16 protein-coding genes and 4 pseudogenes are annotated in these 17,101 nt (G+C 68.1%); 8 read left to right on the top strand and 12 right to left on the bottom strand.

Annotated features, from left to right (window positions below):
- Positions 1–360: 360 nt before the first annotated feature.
- Together ACFRMN_RS15855 and ACFRMN_RS15850 are read right to left on the bottom strand one after the other, a co-directional pair.
- Positions 361–1,239 carry a hypothetical protein gene (locus ACFRMN_RS15855; protein WP_383019214.1) on the bottom strand — a complete coding sequence of 293 codons (879 nt, stop codon included), beginning with the start codon at positions 1,237–1,239 and terminating at the stop codon, positions 361–363.
- Between the two features lie 26 nt (positions 1,240–1,265).
- Entirely contained in the window at positions 1,266–1,601 is a 336-nt protein-coding gene (locus ACFRMN_RS15850; RefSeq protein ID WP_383019211.1) for a hypothetical protein, read from the bottom strand.
- Positions 1,602–2,248: 647 nt separating this feature from the next.
- Between ACFRMN_RS15850 and ACFRMN_RS15845 the strand changes: the two genes are divergently transcribed.
- A complete protein-coding gene (locus ACFRMN_RS15845) occupies positions 2,249–2,545 on the top strand; it encodes a hypothetical protein (protein WP_383019209.1) in 297 nt (98 codons plus the stop codon).
- A gap of 816 nt (positions 2,546–3,361) precedes the next feature.
- On the opposite strand, the gene ACFRMN_RS15840 is transcribed toward ACFRMN_RS15845, so the two are convergent.
- Together ACFRMN_RS15840 and ACFRMN_RS15835 are read right to left on the bottom strand one after the other, a co-directional pair.
- Positions 3,362–4,108: a dienelactone hydrolase family protein gene (locus tag ACFRMN_RS15840; protein WP_383019206.1), complete on the bottom strand. Its 747-nt coding sequence runs from the start codon at positions 4,106–4,108 to the stop codon at positions 3,362–3,364.
- Between the two features lie 143 nt (positions 4,109–4,251).
- Positions 4,252–5,232, bottom strand: coding sequence for an alpha/beta fold hydrolase (locus ACFRMN_RS15835; RefSeq protein WP_383019203.1), 981 nt, complete (start codon positions 5,230–5,232; stop codon positions 4,252–4,254).
- Between the two features lie 101 nt (positions 5,233–5,333).
- Here ACFRMN_RS15835 and ACFRMN_RS15830 point away from each other — a divergent pair, with 101 nt between their 5' ends.
- Positions 5,334–5,735 carry a winged helix-turn-helix transcriptional regulator gene (locus tag ACFRMN_RS15830; protein WP_383019201.1) on the top strand — a complete coding sequence of 134 codons (402 nt, stop codon included), beginning with the start codon at positions 5,334–5,336 and terminating at the stop codon, positions 5,733–5,735.
- 290 nt (positions 5,736–6,025) lie between these two features.
- On the opposite strand, the pseudogene ACFRMN_RS15825 reads toward ACFRMN_RS15830, so the two are convergent.
- Positions 6,026–6,171, bottom strand: a pseudogene (locus ACFRMN_RS15825) (helix-turn-helix domain-containing protein); the annotation flags it as partial.
- 1,114 nt (positions 6,172–7,285) lie between these two features.
- Between ACFRMN_RS15825 and ACFRMN_RS15820 the strand changes: the two are divergent.
- The gene (locus ACFRMN_RS15820; protein WP_383019198.1) at positions 7,286–7,627 is read left to right on the top strand and encodes a hypothetical protein; all 342 of its coding nucleotides are present in this window, start codon (positions 7,286–7,288) and stop codon (positions 7,625–7,627) included.
- Positions 7,628–7,688: 61 nt separating this feature from the next.
- On the opposite strand, the gene ACFRMN_RS15815 is transcribed toward ACFRMN_RS15820, so the two are convergent.
- From ACFRMN_RS15815 to ACFRMN_RS15795, 5 genes and pseudogenes are all read right to left on the bottom strand, one after another.
- The gene (locus ACFRMN_RS15815; protein ID WP_383019196.1) at positions 7,689–7,904 is read right to left on the bottom strand and encodes a peptidase inhibitor family I36 protein; all 216 of its coding nucleotides are present in this window, start codon (positions 7,902–7,904) and stop codon (positions 7,689–7,691) included.
- Between the two features lie 131 nt (positions 7,905–8,035).
- Positions 8,036–8,179: a hypothetical protein gene (locus ACFRMN_RS15810; protein WP_383019194.1), complete on the bottom strand. Its 144-nt coding sequence runs from the start codon at positions 8,177–8,179 to the stop codon at positions 8,036–8,038.
- A 77-nt stretch (positions 8,180–8,256) separates the two neighbouring features.
- On the bottom strand, positions 8,257–8,388 hold the full coding sequence (locus tag ACFRMN_RS15805; RefSeq protein ID WP_383019191.1) for a hypothetical protein: 132 nt from the start codon (positions 8,386–8,388) through the stop codon (positions 8,257–8,259).
- Positions 8,389–9,061: 673 nt separating this feature from the next.
- The gene (locus ACFRMN_RS15800; RefSeq protein WP_383019189.1) at positions 9,062–9,349 is read right to left on the bottom strand and encodes a hypothetical protein; all 288 of its coding nucleotides are present in this window, start codon (positions 9,347–9,349) and stop codon (positions 9,062–9,064) included.
- A 13-nt stretch (positions 9,350–9,362) separates the two neighbouring features.
- Positions 9,363–9,407: pseudogene (locus ACFRMN_RS15795) on the bottom strand (hypothetical protein); the annotation flags it as partial.
- Between the two features lie 876 nt (positions 9,408–10,283).
- On the opposite strand from ACFRMN_RS15795, the gene ACFRMN_RS15790 reads away from it, so the two are divergent.
- The 3 genes and pseudogenes from ACFRMN_RS15790 (at position 10,284) to ACFRMN_RS15780 (ending at position 13,502) form a co-directional block, all read left to right on the top strand.
- A complete protein-coding gene (locus ACFRMN_RS15790) occupies positions 10,284–11,417 on the top strand; it encodes an NAD(P)/FAD-dependent oxidoreductase (protein WP_383019186.1) in 1,134 nt (377 codons plus the stop codon).
- Positions 11,418–11,563: 146 nt separating this feature from the next.
- Positions 11,564–12,834, top strand: a pseudogene (locus tag ACFRMN_RS15785) (transposase); the annotation flags it as partial.
- A 347-nt stretch (positions 12,835–13,181) separates the two neighbouring features.
- Positions 13,182–13,502: a hypothetical protein gene (locus tag ACFRMN_RS15780; RefSeq protein ID WP_383019183.1), complete on the top strand. Its 321-nt coding sequence runs from the start codon at positions 13,182–13,184 to the stop codon at positions 13,500–13,502.
- Positions 13,503–13,565: 63 nt separating this feature from the next.
- On the opposite strand, the gene ACFRMN_RS15775 is transcribed toward ACFRMN_RS15780, so the two are convergent.
- Positions 13,566–14,120: an ATP-binding protein gene (locus ACFRMN_RS15775; protein WP_383019180.1), complete on the bottom strand. Its 555-nt coding sequence runs from the start codon at positions 14,118–14,120 to the stop codon at positions 13,566–13,568.
- Between the two features lie 302 nt (positions 14,121–14,422).
- Positions 14,423–14,758 (bottom strand): hypothetical protein, encoded by a 336-nt coding sequence (locus tag ACFRMN_RS15770; protein ID WP_383019178.1) that lies wholly within the window; start codon positions 14,756–14,758, stop codon positions 14,423–14,425.
- 312 nt (positions 14,759–15,070) lie between these two features.
- Between ACFRMN_RS15770 and ACFRMN_RS15765 the strand changes: the two are divergent.
- Together ACFRMN_RS15765 and ACFRMN_RS15760 are read left to right on the top strand one after the other, a co-directional pair.
- Positions 15,071–15,616 (top strand): annotated as a pseudogene (locus ACFRMN_RS15765) (transposase); the annotation flags it as partial.
- 770 nt (positions 15,617–16,386) lie between these two features.
- Entirely contained in the window at positions 16,387–16,899 is a 513-nt protein-coding gene (locus ACFRMN_RS15760) for a hypothetical protein (protein WP_383019175.1), read from the top strand.
- The last annotated feature ends 202 nt before the right edge of the window (positions 16,900–17,101 follow it).

The raw sequence follows: 17,101 nt of genomic DNA, 5'->3' as shown, positions 1-17,101 counted from the left end.
AAATCAGGCCGCGGTCGCTGAGACGGAGGGCTGCGGCAGGGCGGTGAAGCGGCCGGCGGGGGTGCGGTGCGGCCAGCCTTGGTCAGCCGGCTTCGGCGTTTCTCAGGGTGGTGTCAACAGCCAGATCGCTCCTGACTGCTGGTATCCGTCACGTATTCGTGGTGCGCGCTATTTCTCTGCCTCAGAAGATGAGCGGGCATGCCGCGGTCTGCACAGGGAAGCGGTTTGCGGGGGCTGTTCCGCGCTGGGTGCGGAGAGGCGGTGGGCCCGCCACCGACCGGCAACGGGCCCATCTGCACGGGGGCGGTCGCGCGTCATCTCCGTCCGATGCCTGCCGGTGCCGGAGCCTGGCACAACGGCTCAGTAGCGGCCGAGGATCAGCTGGGTCTTGAGGACGTCGCCGTGGTACAGCCAGCCGCGTGCCTCGGCGACCGCTATGGCGTCGCTGTGCAGTTGGGCGGCGTCGGTGTAGGTGTCGGCCTTGAGGGACAACTCGACGACGTACTCGGTGCCGGTCCCGCTTGCGCCCACGACGGGGAGCACCTCGACGCTCGCGTCGTCGGAGGACGCCCATGCGCCCGACCAGACCTGTGAGGTCACCGGGCCGTGGGCGTGTGAGGCCTTGAGCGTGTCCGAACCCCATTTGCTGTAGAGCCAGTCGTCGAGCTTGCCGGGGGTGTCGTTGACCAGCCAGGTGCGGGCGGTGCTGCTCGACGGCATCGAGGTGCCGGAGTAGCCGCTGGCGCTGTGACTCTTCTCGTTGGAGAAGCTGAGGGTCTGCTTGGCATAGCCCCAGTCCACCTGGGCGTCGTAGTTGGTGTCGCTACTGTCGAAGCCCGCGGCGTTCGCCTCGTCCAGAGCGGCGTCGATGTCGCCGTTGACCACGGGGAACCGCTTCTTGTAGGTCTCTTCGAAGGACGAGTCCGACTTGTGGCGGAGGCGGACGCTCCAGCCCTCGGCGTCGAGGTCGAGCGCGTCGGTGTCGAAGTACTCGTACGACCGCACCTTGGCGGAGCTTGTGATGCCGAAGGCCGATTTCACGGCCGACGTCGGGTTGTGCGACGAGTCGAGCGCGGCAGTGGTCAGGTTGATCTTGACTTCGTACGTTGGCACAGCGTTGGACTCGGCGAACGCCGCCGGCGCGGGGGCGAGCACGGTGACAGCGACGGTGAGGGAAGCGACCAGGGCGATCGCCGACGAGGTACGCAGGCGACGGGCCGGCAGAGTGGCTATGGTCATGTCAAGATCGTGTCCTCGGTGGGTGGTCACCAGGCGAGCGTCTGGAAAGGACCTCCTGAACCCTGGATGTCGGTGAGAGAACGCGGCGACGTCTCGCCGCCGCCGACCGCCCTCGCGTCGCCGGACGCCGCGTTCACAACTGAGGCCGATTCAGTCCCGCGTCCGCGCTCCAGCAGCCCAGCCTGCCCGCCGTTGTCAAGGCCAAGAACATCACCGCGGTGCGCGCCAAGAACATCACCGCGGTGCGCATCGTGACGTACCACCTGCGCACCCACGCCACGCACGAGTACGTCTACCTGCTTGACAACCCCAAGACGGACGAACGGCGGTACGGTCAGCGAGATCACCGCGCTCAGCAACACGATCTTCCTGGTCTACGAGCGGGACGGCAGCATGCAGCCCGGCGGGTACAAGAAGCTGTGCAAGAGCAACATCAGCGGCGGGACCGACGTGGGGCCCTCGGCCCACGTGCGGGGGAGTGCGTATGACGGGGCCAAGGGCGGGCTGCTCATCGGCCAGGACCACCGGACGATCGAGGCGTACGTCGGCGAGGGTGACACCGCCGCGGCCCGGGCTGCCCTGAACGCGGCCGACGTCACCCCGGTCACCCAAGACCACATACCTGGACCTGGGAGCCCTGGTCACCGGTCTCGACCCGGCCGGCGGCTTCTTCGGCCACGACAAGATCGAGGGCATCGCCACCACCGACGGCGGCCATACGATCTTCGTCAGCAACGACAGCGACTTCGGCATCGACGGCGTCTCCAACGACGCGGCGCCCTACGCCCTGCACCACAAGATCCCGCCCGATGGCAGACAGGACAACGGCGCGTTCCTGACCGTAGACACCACCAAGCTACCGGCCGCGACGAGCACGGCCACGGTCACCATCAGGGTGCGGTGACGGCGCCCCGTACCAGCGGCTGAGGACGGCGGCCCCCACACGTCCCGGCGGTGGCCGACGTCGGGGCGGAGGCGGCAGTCGCGAGCCGGGGGCACGGTCCGGAAGGTGATCCATCCGGTGGCCGGGGAGACCACGCTCAAGGCGCCGGCGGCGGAGGCCGCGGCGAACGAGGCCCGCTACCGGGCCCGGGTGCGTACGGTGCTGCGCTCGTCGCACTCCAACCACTGGCGGCGGACGCTCTCGCCGCTGCTGAACGCGCTGGAGCTGAAGTACAACAACACCGCCCACCGGCCGGTGATGGACGCTATCGACCTGATCGAGCGGTATCTGGACCAGCCCATCGCACGGCCTCCCAGCCCTCTTCGGGTTCCGGGCGGAGCAGGTACGCGGCGAGCGGAGTGAGGCACGCTTCCAGGACGGCGTCGAACAGTGCCCGCGGCAGGGGCGGCGGGGCTGGCGCGGCCCCTGCGGAGCGGGTGTAGCGGCCGGGATCCCAGTCTCGGACGACCCGCTCCGCCTCGCCACTGGCGAGGCGAGGCAGAAGAGCGATCGCTGCCTCGACCTGGCCAGGGTGCCGTGCCAGACCAGAGATCAGTCCGGCCCAAACCTGGCGGGTTCGCAGGATGGCGGGCAGGTCAGCGGCGGTCACCGTACCTTCCGCTGCCAGGGCGGCCAGCATTTTCTCGTCGGCGTGCACCAGGAGCCGGCTCCGCAGCCGCTTGGCAGACGTCCGGGCCAGTAACGCGGGCAGTGCGGTCCGGAGGGCTTCCTCCCGCCACTGATCGGCCCGGGAGTCAAAGCCGTACGGGCTCTCCGCCGGGGCACACAAGGCCTCGATCACCACCTTGAGGGCTTCCTTGGGAAGGTCCTCGCTCATCGCAAGATCCCGCCACAGCGGGTACGTACGGGCATTGACCATCCTCGGAGCCCCTCCCATGCCTGACCCGGAGTCACCGCCCGGTCGCCATCCGTGGAACGACCGTACGGCGCACCCGGGTCCGAGCGGGGCGAGATCCACGAAGTCGACTCGCCTCACTCGCTTTGGCAGCACTCGAAGCTCCGCAGAGATCGAACAGTTTATGACTTCAGGCAGCACGGGCCCCTGCCGGGATTTCAGCAGGGGCCCACGGTGTAGAGAGCAAGGCCGGGACCTGTCCTCGATGAGCGGCTTGCCGGCCGACATCAGTTACCGTCTGCTGCCGGTCTGACGGCCCGGCCTCACTTCAGATGTCGGGTGAAGAACTGGGCCGCGGCGTCCCCCGCGAAGTGCGGGACGCCGGTGTGCCCGCCCATATTGGCGTGCAGGGACTTCTCCTTGGAGCCGAAGGCGTCGAACAGATCCAGGGCCGCCTGCCGGTTGTTCCCTTCGTCGTCCCACTGCAGCAGGACGTGCAGTGGAATGGTGACCTGCCGGGCCTCCTCGAACAGGGCGCGAGGCACGAAACTCCCGGCGAACAGAACGGCGGCCGAGACGCGGGGCTCGACCACCGCAAGCCGGATACCGATGGAGATCACTCCCCCCGAGTACCCGACCGGGCCGCCGATCTCGGGCAGCGAAAGGAGGGCGTCCAGGGCGGCCTGCCATTCCGGGACCGCCTTGTCGACCAGCGGGAGGATGAGGGCGTCGACGATCTCGTCGCTGACCGGCTCGCCGGCCTCCATCGCCCGGCGCAGGTCGGCGCGGGCCTGGTCGGCGGCGGGCCAACGGGGCCGGTCGCCGCTTCCGGGGAGCTCGATGGTGGCCGTGGCGAAGCCCTCCGCCGCAGAGTGCCGGGCCCGGGCCACCAGCCGGGGGTACATCTTGCGCAGCCCGAGGGGAGGGTGGCCGAGCAGGATCAGCGGCGCCGGTACGGGTGCGGATGCGGGTGTGGGTGCGGGTGTCCACAGGATGCCGGGGATCTCACCGAGGGTGAATTCGCGTTCGAGGACGCCGTCGTCGAGGCGCTGCTCGGAAGTGAAATGCATGGTCGTGCCTTTCGGGAGTGCACTGGAACGGCGCTCCCGGACGACCTGCCTACCGCCCGACCGTGACCCCGGAGGGGAGCACCCATGTCGATACTGCGTTCACGGGTACCACCTCCTCGATCTCTCGCACGGCCTCCGGAAAACTAGCAGTGGTCGCCGTGGTCCGACAACAGGTTTGCGGAGGCTCCGTGGCCGGATGCCACGGAGCCCCTACGCAGAGCTACTTGGGGTGTCGTTGCGACTCCCCGAGCGTCGGCTCTGCGACGGGGGTGGGGTGCACTGGCGCTGTCCTCACTGGCCAGGAACGGATTCAACAGCATGAGCAGGGCGTGCGGTCGGTGCAGAGGAATGATGTGGCCACAGTCTTCGATGACGTGTCCGGTGAGGTCGTCGGTGAGGGGGCGGAGTTGGCGTTCCAGCGCGGCGCCGACAGGGTGTGCGCCCAGCGCCATTGTTGGCACCGTCAGGCGGGTGGTGGTGACGGCCTGCGAGATCTGCAGTGCGCTTTCGGGCAGAGCCCGGTAGTACGAGAATGCGCGGCTCAATGCGTGGCTGCCCGTGTATGCGTGGACAAAGGCGTCCCGGATGGCAGGGGGCACTCCGTCGCCGAGCGTGCCGGTGTGCAGGAACCAGTCGATGTAGGCGGCCTCGTGGCCTTCCAGCACGGTCTCGGCGAGGCCGGGCGCGGCGGTATGGAAGCCGAACCACCACGGCGGCCCGCCGGCAAGGAAGTCCTCGGCGCCGGGCAGCCCGCCCAGCACGGATTCCATGAGGACCAGGCGTCGGACGAGACCGGGGTGGCGCAGGGCGAGGAGGAAGGCCGCCGGGGTGCCCGCGTCGATACCCACTACAGCGGCCGAGGCCACGCCGAGTTCGGTGAGAAGCGATGCGGCATCCTCGGCCAGGGTGCCGGCGTCATACCCGGAGGTGGCCGGGCTACTCGCGCCGAATCCGCGCAGGTCCGGCGCGATGACGCGGTAGCGGTCGGACAGGTCGGCCATGATGTCTGTCCATAGCTCCCAGGTGTGCGGAAAGCCGTGCAGTAGCAAGAGGGCCGGGCCAGAGCCGGCGAGGGCGACGTTGAGTTCGACACCGTTGACAGGGACACGTCGCAGTTCGGGCATGGAGGGAGTCCAGGGGTGGTGAGGATTGGTGACAGGGTCACGCTAGGGAACTAGCCTGGTCCTTCCAAGACGGCACTTTCCCATCAGGTGGTGAGCCCCGGGTGACCACGTCCATGCCCGGCGAACCCAGTCGGCGGCCGGGTGAGCGCGGTGATCTGCTGGACCCGCGCTGCCCGACCCGCCAGTTGCTCGACCGTATCGGTACCAAGTGGACGTCGATGGTGGTCAAGGTGTTGGCCGAGACGGATCCCGGCGAACTCCGGTTCGCGGAACTTCGGCGTCGCATTCCGGGCATCTCGCAGAAGATGCTGTCTGTCACGCTGCAGAGTCTGGTCCGTGATGGCCTGGTCGCGCGCCGCGTGGAACCCACAGTGCCGCCCGCCGTCCACTATCGGCTCACCGAGCTCGGCCTGTCCCTCGAAAGGCCGCTCTCCGCCCTGCGGGTCTGGGCCGAGACACACATGCCCGAGATCGACCGCAGTAACCGGCTCGCCGGGGCCTGACTTCCTTGGTGGGAAGAGCGACGGTCACAGCCACTCGTTGATGGTGGCAACGAGGACGGTCGCCTCGTAGCGGACCGCCAGCTTGTCATAGCGCATGGCGACCGCGCGGTGCCTCTTGAGGCGGTTGATCCCGCACTCGACCACGTGGCGCGCGCGGTAGTCGGCCGGGTCGAAGTGCGGCGGTCGGCCGCCACGGAAGCCGAGCTTGCGTCGGTTGCGCGCCTGATCACTCTTGTCCGGAATGGTGCAGCGGATCCCGCGGCGACGCAGATAGGCTGCCTCACCCTGCTCGGCGAAGCGGCGGGACCCACTTGTGGGCCGTGGTCCGCGAGATACCCATCTCGGCAGCGACATGCGCAACCGGGCGGCCCGCGTGGACACGCTCGATGAGGATCCGTCTGCCGTGAACGGTCAGCCGGGCATTACGGTGGGACACGAAGACCTCCGTGCGGTGCAGTCCTAGACAGCTCCACCACACCGGAGGTCTTCGCCATGATCAAGCACCGGCACGTGTCAACAACGCTCGTGATCAATACACCCAGGTCCGTGGAAAGCGCCTCCCGGGGCAGGGAACCGTGTGGCAGTGTGCTGGTGCCGATCGGCACCGTCTCCGAAAGCCGAATTGGTACGCCGTTCTTGACCGCGTCGACCTCCAGCGACTCCCAGATGCGTGTGACGGGGTGTCCGTCCGAGTGTTCCGGGGTCGGAGGAGTATCCCTCCCGCACCTCGACGCTGGGGGACGAGCTCCGCAGTTCCGTGCCCAGGATGCCGGCCCAGCGAGCCATCAGGGCGTACCTCTCGATGTTGCCGAGACCGTACGGAAGCATGCCGAACAGGTCAGGTTTCTCACTGACTACCCAGCACACCGGAGGACACCCGGTCCGGATCAGCTCGATCAACGCCTCGGCGGCGCGCGACTGCCCCTCGATAATCTCTGCCCTGTCCACAGAGAGAGCGTTCCCGAAGCCGACACCCGGGACAACAGGCCCTGTACGCCTGTCTGCGCCGGCGCGACGCAAACGCCCGCCACCGCGACGTCCTGGCCACCGAACGCACACAACGCCCGTATCCGCAGCGAGAGCGGCCCCCGCTGGGGCGGACGCCAGGACGCCCCCTCGCCGCCGCAGCCTGACCGACCCGGCGAACCTACGCCGGTCACAGCACAAGCTGAATCGCCGGTCAGGGCAACGGGTGTCCGCCGGACAGGGCCTCCTCCTCACCTCCAGCTGCACCGCCCGCGATATCGCCGCCCTCCTGCGTACCTGGTCCACAAGCTGACAGCACACCGCTCACAGCCGAACTCGCAGACAGCGCCGCCGAGCGGAAACGCCGCTGGTTCCTGGCCGAGCTCGCCGCACGCCCGCTGGACGGCGACACGGTCGGGGCTGTCATCAGACACGTTCTCCGTGATCAGGGACGTATGCCGCCAGTGCCGCCAGTGCCGCAACTCCGAATTCGGTCCTTGAAGAACAAGCTGAGTACCCCAGCCTTCGAAGGCTGAGTACGTGAACCGGTGTGCTGGGCCCGGCCATCGAGGTTGCATCAGAGCATGGACCCAACAGCCCAGCAGCTGCCCGTGACCGATACCGCCGGCGTAACGGACCGGACCCGATTCTGGTCCGTCCTGTGCGCTGTCCTCTTCGTGCCCACTGCCCCTGCCCTCTGTGTGCTGACCCTCCTCTCCGAGCGGGCGTCGGACTGTCTGACGTACGGCGGAGAGCAGTGCGGGTCCTTGCTTCCCGGGTGGTTGTTCACCTGGGGCATTGGACTGGCGGTGTTGGCATGCGTCATCGCATCGGCGGCACCCACGGTGCGGGTACGCAAAGCGGCGTTCGTCGTGCAGCTCCTGTCCGAGTGCGCGGCGCTGCTGGTGATCCTCAGCTACGCGTAGTCACCTGCCGGAGGGGCTGGGACCTCCAAGGTGTTGGTCCGTGCGGGGGAGACGTTCGGGGTCAGCCGCAGTCGTTGCGGATGATGCGCAGGGAGCGGGTCCGGTCGGAGTCGTTGCGGATGGGGCTGCCGCGGTCCTGGATGTCGGAGGGCAGATCCTTCACGCTTCCGTCGACGGCGCGCTTCACCCACGGCTGTCCGCCGAAGTTGATCTCGGGGTAGATGCATACGTAGCCGTCCGGGCAGTCGATCGCCCGCGAAGGATCTGGGGCGGCCACGGGCGCCGCAGCAGCGCCGGCTCGTGGAGCGCTCCGCCGTCATCGTCACCTCGGCGGTAGCCCGCACAGGCCTGGGTGTTGGCAGGCAGGGTGTTGTCCGCCGGCTTTCGCGGCGCGAGCCGGCGGGCGGGCTATTCGATGATCCGGTCGAAGAAGAGGACAGCGGTGGCGGTCATCGCGGCGCCGGCGGTGACGGCCAGCGGCCACGGGTTGGTGGCCAGGAGGGGCAGGCAGCCCGCGCCGATACCGACCAGGGCGCCCAGCAGGAAGCTCATCGCAGAGCGCTGGTTGAGCAACGGCTTGTTCCCGTCACTCTGGTGGCGATTCGCGCCTGGCCGGGCCGCGGTACCGATCACTGCTGCTCGTTGAGCGAGGTCGCCGAGGCGTGCACCCGGTCGCCGGGGAGTCTGCGGGCGGGTGCCGCCGACCTCGGCCGCACCCGGTGGATGTCGAGGTGCGTGCCCGGCGCCCGGTCGGCCGTCAAGGAGTTGCGCTTGCGGTGTGCTCTTCGCGGTAAACCGGGGCGGCGGGGACCCGGCCTCGGTCAGCTGCCGGCCGGTTCGTGCCCGGGCGGGGGTTGTCCCGGAAGCCACCAGGCGTGGCGTTCCAGCACCCGCTCGTTGTCCCAGGCGCCGTACGTACGGTCATCCCCGTGGTCGCCGGGATGCCCCGGTCGTGCCCGCAGAGCCACCACTCGCCCGGGGAGCGGTAGAGCGCTGGGCAGCGCGTGCGCCCCTGGTAGCGCACCTCGACCAACGAGCCGGCGACGATGTAGGGGTGGCCGTGGCGGCGTCCGCGATCCGGTAGCGGTGGCCGCCGGGGTGGCGTCCGAGGATCCGTACGTACCGCCCCGGCCCGCCGGCCGGAGCTCAGGCCTGGTAGATCTGGCCGCGTTCGAGGTGGTGGTCCGCGGGCAACTCTCCGCTGGCAGAAGGCGATGAGCGGACCCTATCGCGGCGCGCCGACGCTCAAGGTGGGACCGGCCGGCACTCCGGGCGGCTCGCAGCGCCCGGCCCCCGGCGGCGGCCGATCGGCTGCTTTCGGACGACGAGCGACGGCGCCGACACGTATCAGCCTTTAGTGAGCGTTTCACGGCCGGCTCGGGGCTGCTCCGCTGGAACGGATTCCGGCAGAGCAGTCCTTGTTCTGGCTGGGCGTTACCCCATGAGCCTTGTCAGGGACTTCCTGCCCGCGTCGGTAAGAATCGGCCCCGGGGCGGAGACGGCCCGCGTGATGGCGACCCGCATGCCCTCGGACGCGACCTGGTACTGACCGTTGCCGATGAACTCGGTGAAGGTGGCGTTGTCGCCGTCGAGGGCGATCCCGGCCGCGTTACGGACCTCCTTGTTCTTGCTCTTTTCGGCAAGGCGCTCGACGTAGGAGCGGTTGTCGTGACTCTTCGGCGGTCTTCCAGCCGTTGCGCAGGTAGTCGATGACGACCTCATCAGGGCCGCCGAGGGCGGCCTCGGCTGCGGCACGCCCCCGTGACGTGCCGTTCTTCATCGCCAGGAGCGCCAGCTGGCGACCTTGGTCGGCAACGGCCTTGAGGTCGGCGCCGGGCTTGGCGGCCTCGGCCACCAGCCGGTCCCGTTCGGCGTTCCTTGTCCGCGGCCGCTCCAGGTCCGGGGGAGCGGCAGTGGTACGAGAGGAGAGCGAGGTCCTCGCTCATGCCGCCCGCGCGCAGCCCGACCCGGTATCCGCCGCCCGCGTGATCTGCTGTCACATGGTCTGGCGATGAGTGAAGCGGAAGCACGCCAAGACGGCCTTGAGGAAGATCTACCGCTACTACTGTGGTCGCGGATCTTGGTGGGCCGGCGAGAACAGGGAGCTGTTCAACCCCATCTCGGTAGGCACCACGCGCTACCGCTACCGGGGAGCGGCCATCCCTACCCCCTGGCCAATCACGGGATGAGAACCACCACCACGAGGCTCCTCCGGGGCTTGTGGAGAGCTGGGTGGGTGCCAACCGCATGCCCGGTTCGGGAAGCGGCTCCGGGGAAACGGGCCGGTCGAAAGACCGGAACCGCGTCCCGGGCCGAGTTCACCATCGGAGAATCGGACCCTTCGCTTGGACTCGGAGCCTCGCTCCCGTCTCGGCGCGGTACGGCACTTCTGTCGGCTGCGGTCGTTGAACAGGGCGACGGCACGAGGAGGAAAGACATGAACGACACCTGCCCCCTGGAAAACCCGCCCGATCTCGGCCGCCGATGTCGACCGCGCCCGCCAGGCCGTCAACAACGCCCTGGGGATTGGCCGAAGAGGAAGTGCCAGGCCCGCCTGCTCCTCTGATTCGGGCGGAAGACCTCGACGAAGTTCAGGATGCCGAGACATCGCCCTGACCCCTGGCATCCCCAGACACCACTTCCAGATCGGCCCGACATGTACGACGTGATCGTGGTAGGCGCGCGCTGCGCCGGAGCGGCCATCGCTCTGCTGCTGGCCCGCGCCGGCCGCAGAGTCCTGCTGCTGGACCGTGCCCGCTTCCCCAGCGACACTCTGTCCACCCTCTACATCCACCAGCCCGGGCTGGCCTGCCTGGACCGGTGGGGCCTCCTGGGCGAGGTGTTCGCCGCAGGCGCGCCCCTGCTGACCCGCCTGTCCCTCAGCTTTCCCGGCGCCCACCTCACAGGACCCGCCCCCGCCCTCGGGGCGATCACCGGGGGCTGCGCTCCCCGCCGTTACGCCCTGGACCCCCTCTTGGTGCGGGCAGCCATCCGTGCGGGCGCCGAGTTCCGTCCCCGCACCACTGTCGTGGATCTGCAGTGGGAGGACGGGAAGGTGACCGGTGTGCGCCACGGCACCCCGCGAGGTTCCACAACCCTGGCACGCGCCCATCTGGTCATCGGCGCCGACGGCCGAAACTCCACCGTGGCCCGCCTGGCCCACGCACCCGTTGTGCGTCAGGATCCCCGCAGCACCCGTGTCTACTACTCGTACTGGAGCGGCATCCCCGACCACGGTATGCGGATCTACACCGGACAGGGCATGGGGGCGGGCTGCATTCCCACCCAGGACGGGCTGACCCTCGTATCCGTGCAGGTCTCCCGTACCATCCCCGCCCCCAACGACCGGCAGCGAACCTACCGGGAGATGGCCAGGCAGTCGTCGGCGGAGCTGGACCAGCAACTCACCGAAGGAAAACAGGAAGACCGCCTGTACTGCTGCTCGGACCTGCCCAACTTCTTCCGCCGACCGCACGGTCCTGGGTGGGCGCTGGTCGGTGACGCCGCACACAACAAGGATCCCACGCCCGGACGGGGGATCACCGACGCCTTCAACCAGGCCGAAATGCTTGCCGAGTGCCTGGACATCCCGCTTGATGACACTCGGCAGGTGGATGCCGCCCTGGTGAAATACGCCCGGCAACTGCGTGAGGAGTTCACCCCGGCCTACGAGAGCACCCTGGTCACAGCGCGCCTGGATCCCACCGAGTACATCCAGCACCTGATCGACAACCAGCACGATCCTGCCTTCACCGACCGTTTCTTCCGCTCCTTCTCCGGCATCAACTGACAAACGAACGCCGCCAGTCCGCGGAGCCCCGCCCCCTATGCGCTGGAGAATTTCACCGGCCGGCCGGCCGCCGGCGTGCGGGAAGACTGTGGCGACGGTGGCCGCAAAGGGCCGCCGGGCGATCGTTCCCTGGGCAGTTCCCGGCAGGCGCCCAGTACACGGCTTTGGACCGCGGTTGGCTGGATCCGACGCGGTTTCGCCGCACGCCGGCCGGCCTGCCGCTGCCGAAGGCGGCCGACGGGCGGATCGTGCTGGCCGTGTACGTGAGCAACTGGCTGCGCCCCGACGCCCCGACGCCCCGATCAGCGACGACCGGCTGTTCTGCCACGTCTACGGACGCTACGGACGCGGAGACCGCAAGACGGGCCAGTTCGTGCCGGGCCGGCCGTACTCCTTCGTCGCCGCCCCGGAGTCCGGCCGCACCTTCTGGGTCGCGCTGCTGGACGCCGTTCGCCTCGGGCCCGCCGACGGCGCAACGCTCGTCACCGCCTCCCGACTGCGCGACGTCGTCGAGCGGTTGACACAAGCCGGGCACTAGTGGCCCGGGGACCTGGAGATTCTGATCGTGATGGACGCCGGCTACGACGTCACCTACCTCTCCCACGCTATGGCCGACCTGCCGGTCGTGCTGGTCGGGCGCCTGCGCTCGGCCCGGGTCATGCTCCGCGACGCAGGCCCCGCGCGTTCCGGTCCGAAGGGCGGGCGTCCCCGTCGGCACGACGGCGTCCTCACCTTCGCCAAGCCCGACAACTGGCACCAGCCCGACGTCACTACCAGGCACGGACACCACCCGCTACGGCAAGGCCGAGGCGATGGCCTGGGACCGGATGCACCCCAGACTCACCAACCGCGGCCCATGGCTGGACCACGCCGAGGAGGAACTGCCCGTCCCGCACGGTACGTTGGTGCGGCTACACGCCGAGCGCCTGCCGGGCGACCGCGACCCGAAACCGGTCTGGCTGTGGTGCTCAGCCACCGCCGCGACGCCGGCGGACGTGGACCGCTGGTGGCAGTCCTTCCTCCGCAGACTCGATCTCGACCACATCTTCAGGCTCCTGAAGCAGACGGTCGGCCGGACGGCCCCGAAGGTCCGCCACGCCGACAGCGCCGATCTGTGGACCGGGCTCATCATCGCCGCCTACACCCAGCTCCGCCTCGCCCGCCCTTCGCCGAGGACCTGCGCCGTCCCTGGGAGCGACCCGCCGAGCCCCACCGCCTCACTCCCGCCCGCGTCTGCCGGAGGTTTCGTAACGCCCGTGCGAAGGCGCCACGTCCGGCGGCCGCACCGAAACCGTCCAAGCCGGACCCGGGACGGCCTCCCAGTTCGAAAAACAAGCACCGGGCCAAGCACCACGACGTAGGCAAGACCGTCAAACGCGCCGAGTCGATCAAGGAACACCAAACCCGCCGAGGATAAACATCAAACTGAGCTTGAGTTTCAACTTGCCGGAGGTTCTCCGTCACAGCGGAACCGGGCACGGCCCTGGTCGATGTGACGGAGGAACTCCTCGACGGGCCTGATGAGGGTAAATTTCGGGCAGGGGAACACACGATCGACGGGGGAGCATGATGCAGCACCTGGGGCCGCTGGAACTGGTCGGGAACCGATGGGTTATCGGGGACCCAAAGCGGAACGATGGGTCGTGCCTGGTGCTCGCCACCGAAGGCATCGAGCACCACATGCGGGGAGAGGCGGAACCCCGGGACGTCGTCCCGTGGAGCAGCCTCCACACCGTTCGGCTGAGGGCCACCATGAAGCCATGGATGGCCACCCGCACCGGGGGTGTCATTATCGCGGCAGGCGGCCACATGGACGGTGGCAGCAACGGCTGCTCCCTGTCCGGCATTCGTGATCGGTATGAGCCCTGGTCGGTGAAGTACACTCACCACGACCGCACTTACACGTCCATGCACATGGCTCTGGTAATCGACCTGGTCGCGAAGATGTCCGAGGCGAAGGCGCTGCACCGCCTCGGAGACCCGGAGTGGCTCAGCGCAGTGGTCTCCCGGCTGGCGCCAACGCCGCGATGGACCCCCCTCCCGGTCCGCCGGGTGAGCGAAATCATCGAACTCCTCGGTACCTGAGCATCGGGGCTGCCGGAGCGGGACCGGGCGTGTTGCATTCCGAGAGAGTCGATGTGATGCGGCTCACTCCGCGGGTGCCTGAGGTAGGGCATGCGCGATCGTTGAGCTCACCGTGGCGACGCGGTGAGACAGATCGCCGGCAGGGATGTCGATGAGCTCGTAGCCGAACGCGCGGTAGCTCTGTTCGTGGATCTTTTCGAAAGCCAGTGATTCCTGGAAACTGATCCGCCGGGCCGCGGTCGGCTCGCAGAACCCTAGATTGCGGACGAAGAGCACTTGCCGCTCGTAGACCCCTTCCGAGGTAATCCGTTCGAGCTCCGCGGCCAGCGCCGGGGACACCGGCCACCCCAAGTAGGTGGCGAGGGCGTGGGTGCAGACCGGTGACCGGTCGAACACCTGAACAGGGCTGGTCGCCTCCAACTGTCGCTGCCGCTGCAGAGCGACGATCTCGTCGATGAAGGACGCCCGCGTCCATGGCTGGTCCTCACCCAGCTCCTGCGTTCGTGCGATGACCGCCGTTGCAGCCTCCTCGACAACCCCGTATCCAAGCTCGTCCAGGCACCGCAGGATTGATGTCTTGCCCGCGCCCGGCGTGCCAGTGAGAACGTACCGCCGCATGATTCGAGAACCCTTTCTTGCAGGTCGAGACAGGTCCATGGATCACCGTGTGGGCCTCCGGCGGAGGCAACGAGCCAGTGGATCCCTGGAGATGGAGATGGAGAGGGAGATGGGGGACACAGGCGGATCCTCGAACGGCTCACGTGCCGGAGACGCCCCTGATGCCCGAGGCGTTGAGCAAGGCAACCAGGGCCAGATTGCTCAACGTCCTTCTTGGTTCCAGTACATCCTGTCGACCAGACTCTCGGCAACCACCGCTGAGCAACCGGCGTCAGAACGAACGGTTCAGGAGTCCTGCCGCATCAACTGGATGTCCCGATGATGGTGCTTCGCGGTGCGGGCAGACGGCTCACCCCGCTTGCCGCGGCGGCGACGTCGCGGAGCCGGACGATTTGGGCTTCGCGGGGGTCGGGGATCTCCCCGGCCTGCTGTAGCGCCTGCAGACGTCGCTCGAACTCGGTGCGGAGGTGGGCGCATGGGCGGGTGCCGTAGAAGGCGGTGCGGTCGACGGCGGCCCCAGTGGCGAGAGTCTTGATATCGCGTTTTCCGTCGCCCGGGATCTCGCCACGTAGGAGCCGGTCCATGGCCGCCCGAATCCGGTTCTCGTTCTCGGTGCGCTGGGCTGCGGAGATTCTCATGAGGACTCCTCGTTCATAGTGGCACTGGCGGCGTCGATCTCGGCGACGACCCGGAGGGCTCGGTCGAGGTCGGCCCGGAGCCGGGTGCGTTCGGTCTTGCGGGTGGTGCCGAGTTGGCCGATGAAGATCTGTGTTCTGTCGGTGTGCTCGGCCCAGACGGGCTGGCTTCGTTCACTTCTAGGGGTTCTGGCTCGCTTTCCGTGATGTGCGCACGCTGAGTGACGGTTGATGCTCCGGTCGGGCTCCGGGAAGTTGCCTGAAAATGACCAGGGCCGATCTTGATGTGATCGACAGTGCGGCGTCGTGGAAGAGATGGCGCCCCGCCTGGAGGGCCTGCTGTTACCGTCCATCGCGGACGTGTCGGTGCTGTCGCTGGACGTGAGCCACGAGGCGATACGCATCGGCGTCTGCAGTACGGCGGACGGGGCGGCATGCCCGGACTGTGGGAGCGAGTCGACCCGGGTGCACAGCTCTTACCTGCGGTTTCCAGCGGACGTGCCGAGTGGGGGACGTCTGGTGGTCCTGCAACTGCGAGTCCGGCGGTTCGGGGTGTCCATCAGCCGCAGCGCGGTGTTGCGGCTGATCGATGCATTGCCTGAACCCGCAGTCCCGGCCCCGCGAGTGGTGGGGGTTGATGAGTACGCCACACGCAAAGGACGGGTCTACGGCACGGTGCTCGTCGACGTCGAGACCCGTCGGCCGGTGGATCTGCTGCCCGACCGAGAGGCGTCCAGCCTGGCCGCATGGCTGGCGAAGCGTCCCGGGATCGAGATCATCTGCCGGGACCGCGCGCCTTTCTTCGCGGAAGGCGCCACAGCCGGGGCACCACAGGCGACGCAGGTCGCCGACCGCTGGCATTTGTGGCACAACCTCGGGGAGGCCGCCGAGCGGGCTGTCGCCCGTCACCGCCAGTGCCTTCGCGTCCTGCTCCCCGATCGCGAGGCGAAGGCCGACGAACCGACGCCGCCCGAGGAGAAGGCGAACTCTCCATGGCGGAGCGAGCGATTCGCCAACCGCGTCCGAGCCCGGCACGCCACGGTCCCCGCGCTGCTGGAAGCCGGTCACAGCCGCCGTTCCATCGGGCGTCAGCTCCAGATGACCCACCGCACCGTCAAGAGCCTCGCCGACGCTGCGAAGCCGGAGGACCTCTTTCGCGGCCAGTGGCAGCACAACAGGACCTCCGTCCTCGATGAGTACAAGCCCTACCTGGACGAACGGTGGGACGAGGGCTGCACCAACGCCTGGAAGCTCTGGGAGGAGATCGTTCCGTTGGGCTATCGAGGCAGCTATGGCCGGGTCAGCGCCTATCTGCGAGGGAAGCGCACCTCGCCACGGCCGGTCACCGCGCAACCGCCGGCACCCCGCGTGGTGACAAGATGGATCCTCAGCCGACCCGAGACGCTTACCTCTATCGAACAGCTCCGGCTCAAGGCCGTCCTTGCCAACTGCCCTGGAACTCCGGCGTCGTCGAAGGACACGTCAACAGGATCAAGATGCTCAAGCGCCAGATGTTCGGCCGAGCCGGTTTCAGCCTGCTACGCAAACGCGTATTGCTGGCCACCTGATCAACCACCCGGCTCTCGGTGATAGGACTTCCCTCTACGGAAAGATGATGCGAAGGCGACAGCGTGAACGCAGTAGTAGTGATCAGCCTGATCCGCATGGCCGCCGCAGACTTGGCCATGGAACCTTGGCAGCGCCCCTCGGACGCTTACCTGGTCCAGTTGGGCCTGGACGCCCTGATGGCCGACATCGAGGCTCCCTCGCTTCCCCTGCTGGCTGGCCTCGCGCGTGGTGAGTATCCCCAGGCCCGCGAGCTGTTCGACCTTGTACTGGAAGAGTTGGTTCTACTGCCGCTGACCTCGGAAGATCTTGCCAAGGCGCGATGGACCGCGGCCCAGTGGTGGGCCGGCCAGATCGTGGCGTGCCAACTCGATCCCGTGCAGGGAGCGAAGCTGATCTATGAGGAGGCTGCAGCCGAACTCGACTACCCCGACGCGCTGCAACCCTTCGTTGATCTGGCGAGAGCGCTCGACCTGCCGAACGATCAACCTCCGGACCAGCAGCACATTCGCGACCGGGTCACCTCCGCGGCGCGAGACTTTCTCGCCACAGAAGCGCGCCAGAACCACAGCCTTTGAGCTACGTCGCATGACCCACCGTGACCGATTCACGGAAATCGAGCCAGAACCACTACTGGCTCTGGCCCGGTTTGCGGTGGTGAGTGTTGCGGGGGGGGTGGGGCGGCACCCAAACCACCCCCCAGCACCCGGGGGGGGTACATAGGAGGTGGGGCCGCGCGGGCACGAACCGCAGCATGCCCGGGGGTTTAAACAAAAAAAA

Origin of the sequence: Streptomyces sp. NPDC056835 (assembly GCF_042789485.1) — a bacterium.
Taxonomy (GTDB): domain Bacteria; phylum Actinomycetota; class Actinomycetes; order Streptomycetales; family Streptomycetaceae; genus Streptomyces.
The sequence above is the reverse complement of the archived record's forward strand: the minus strand, read 5'-3'. Positions and strand labels throughout refer to the sequence as shown.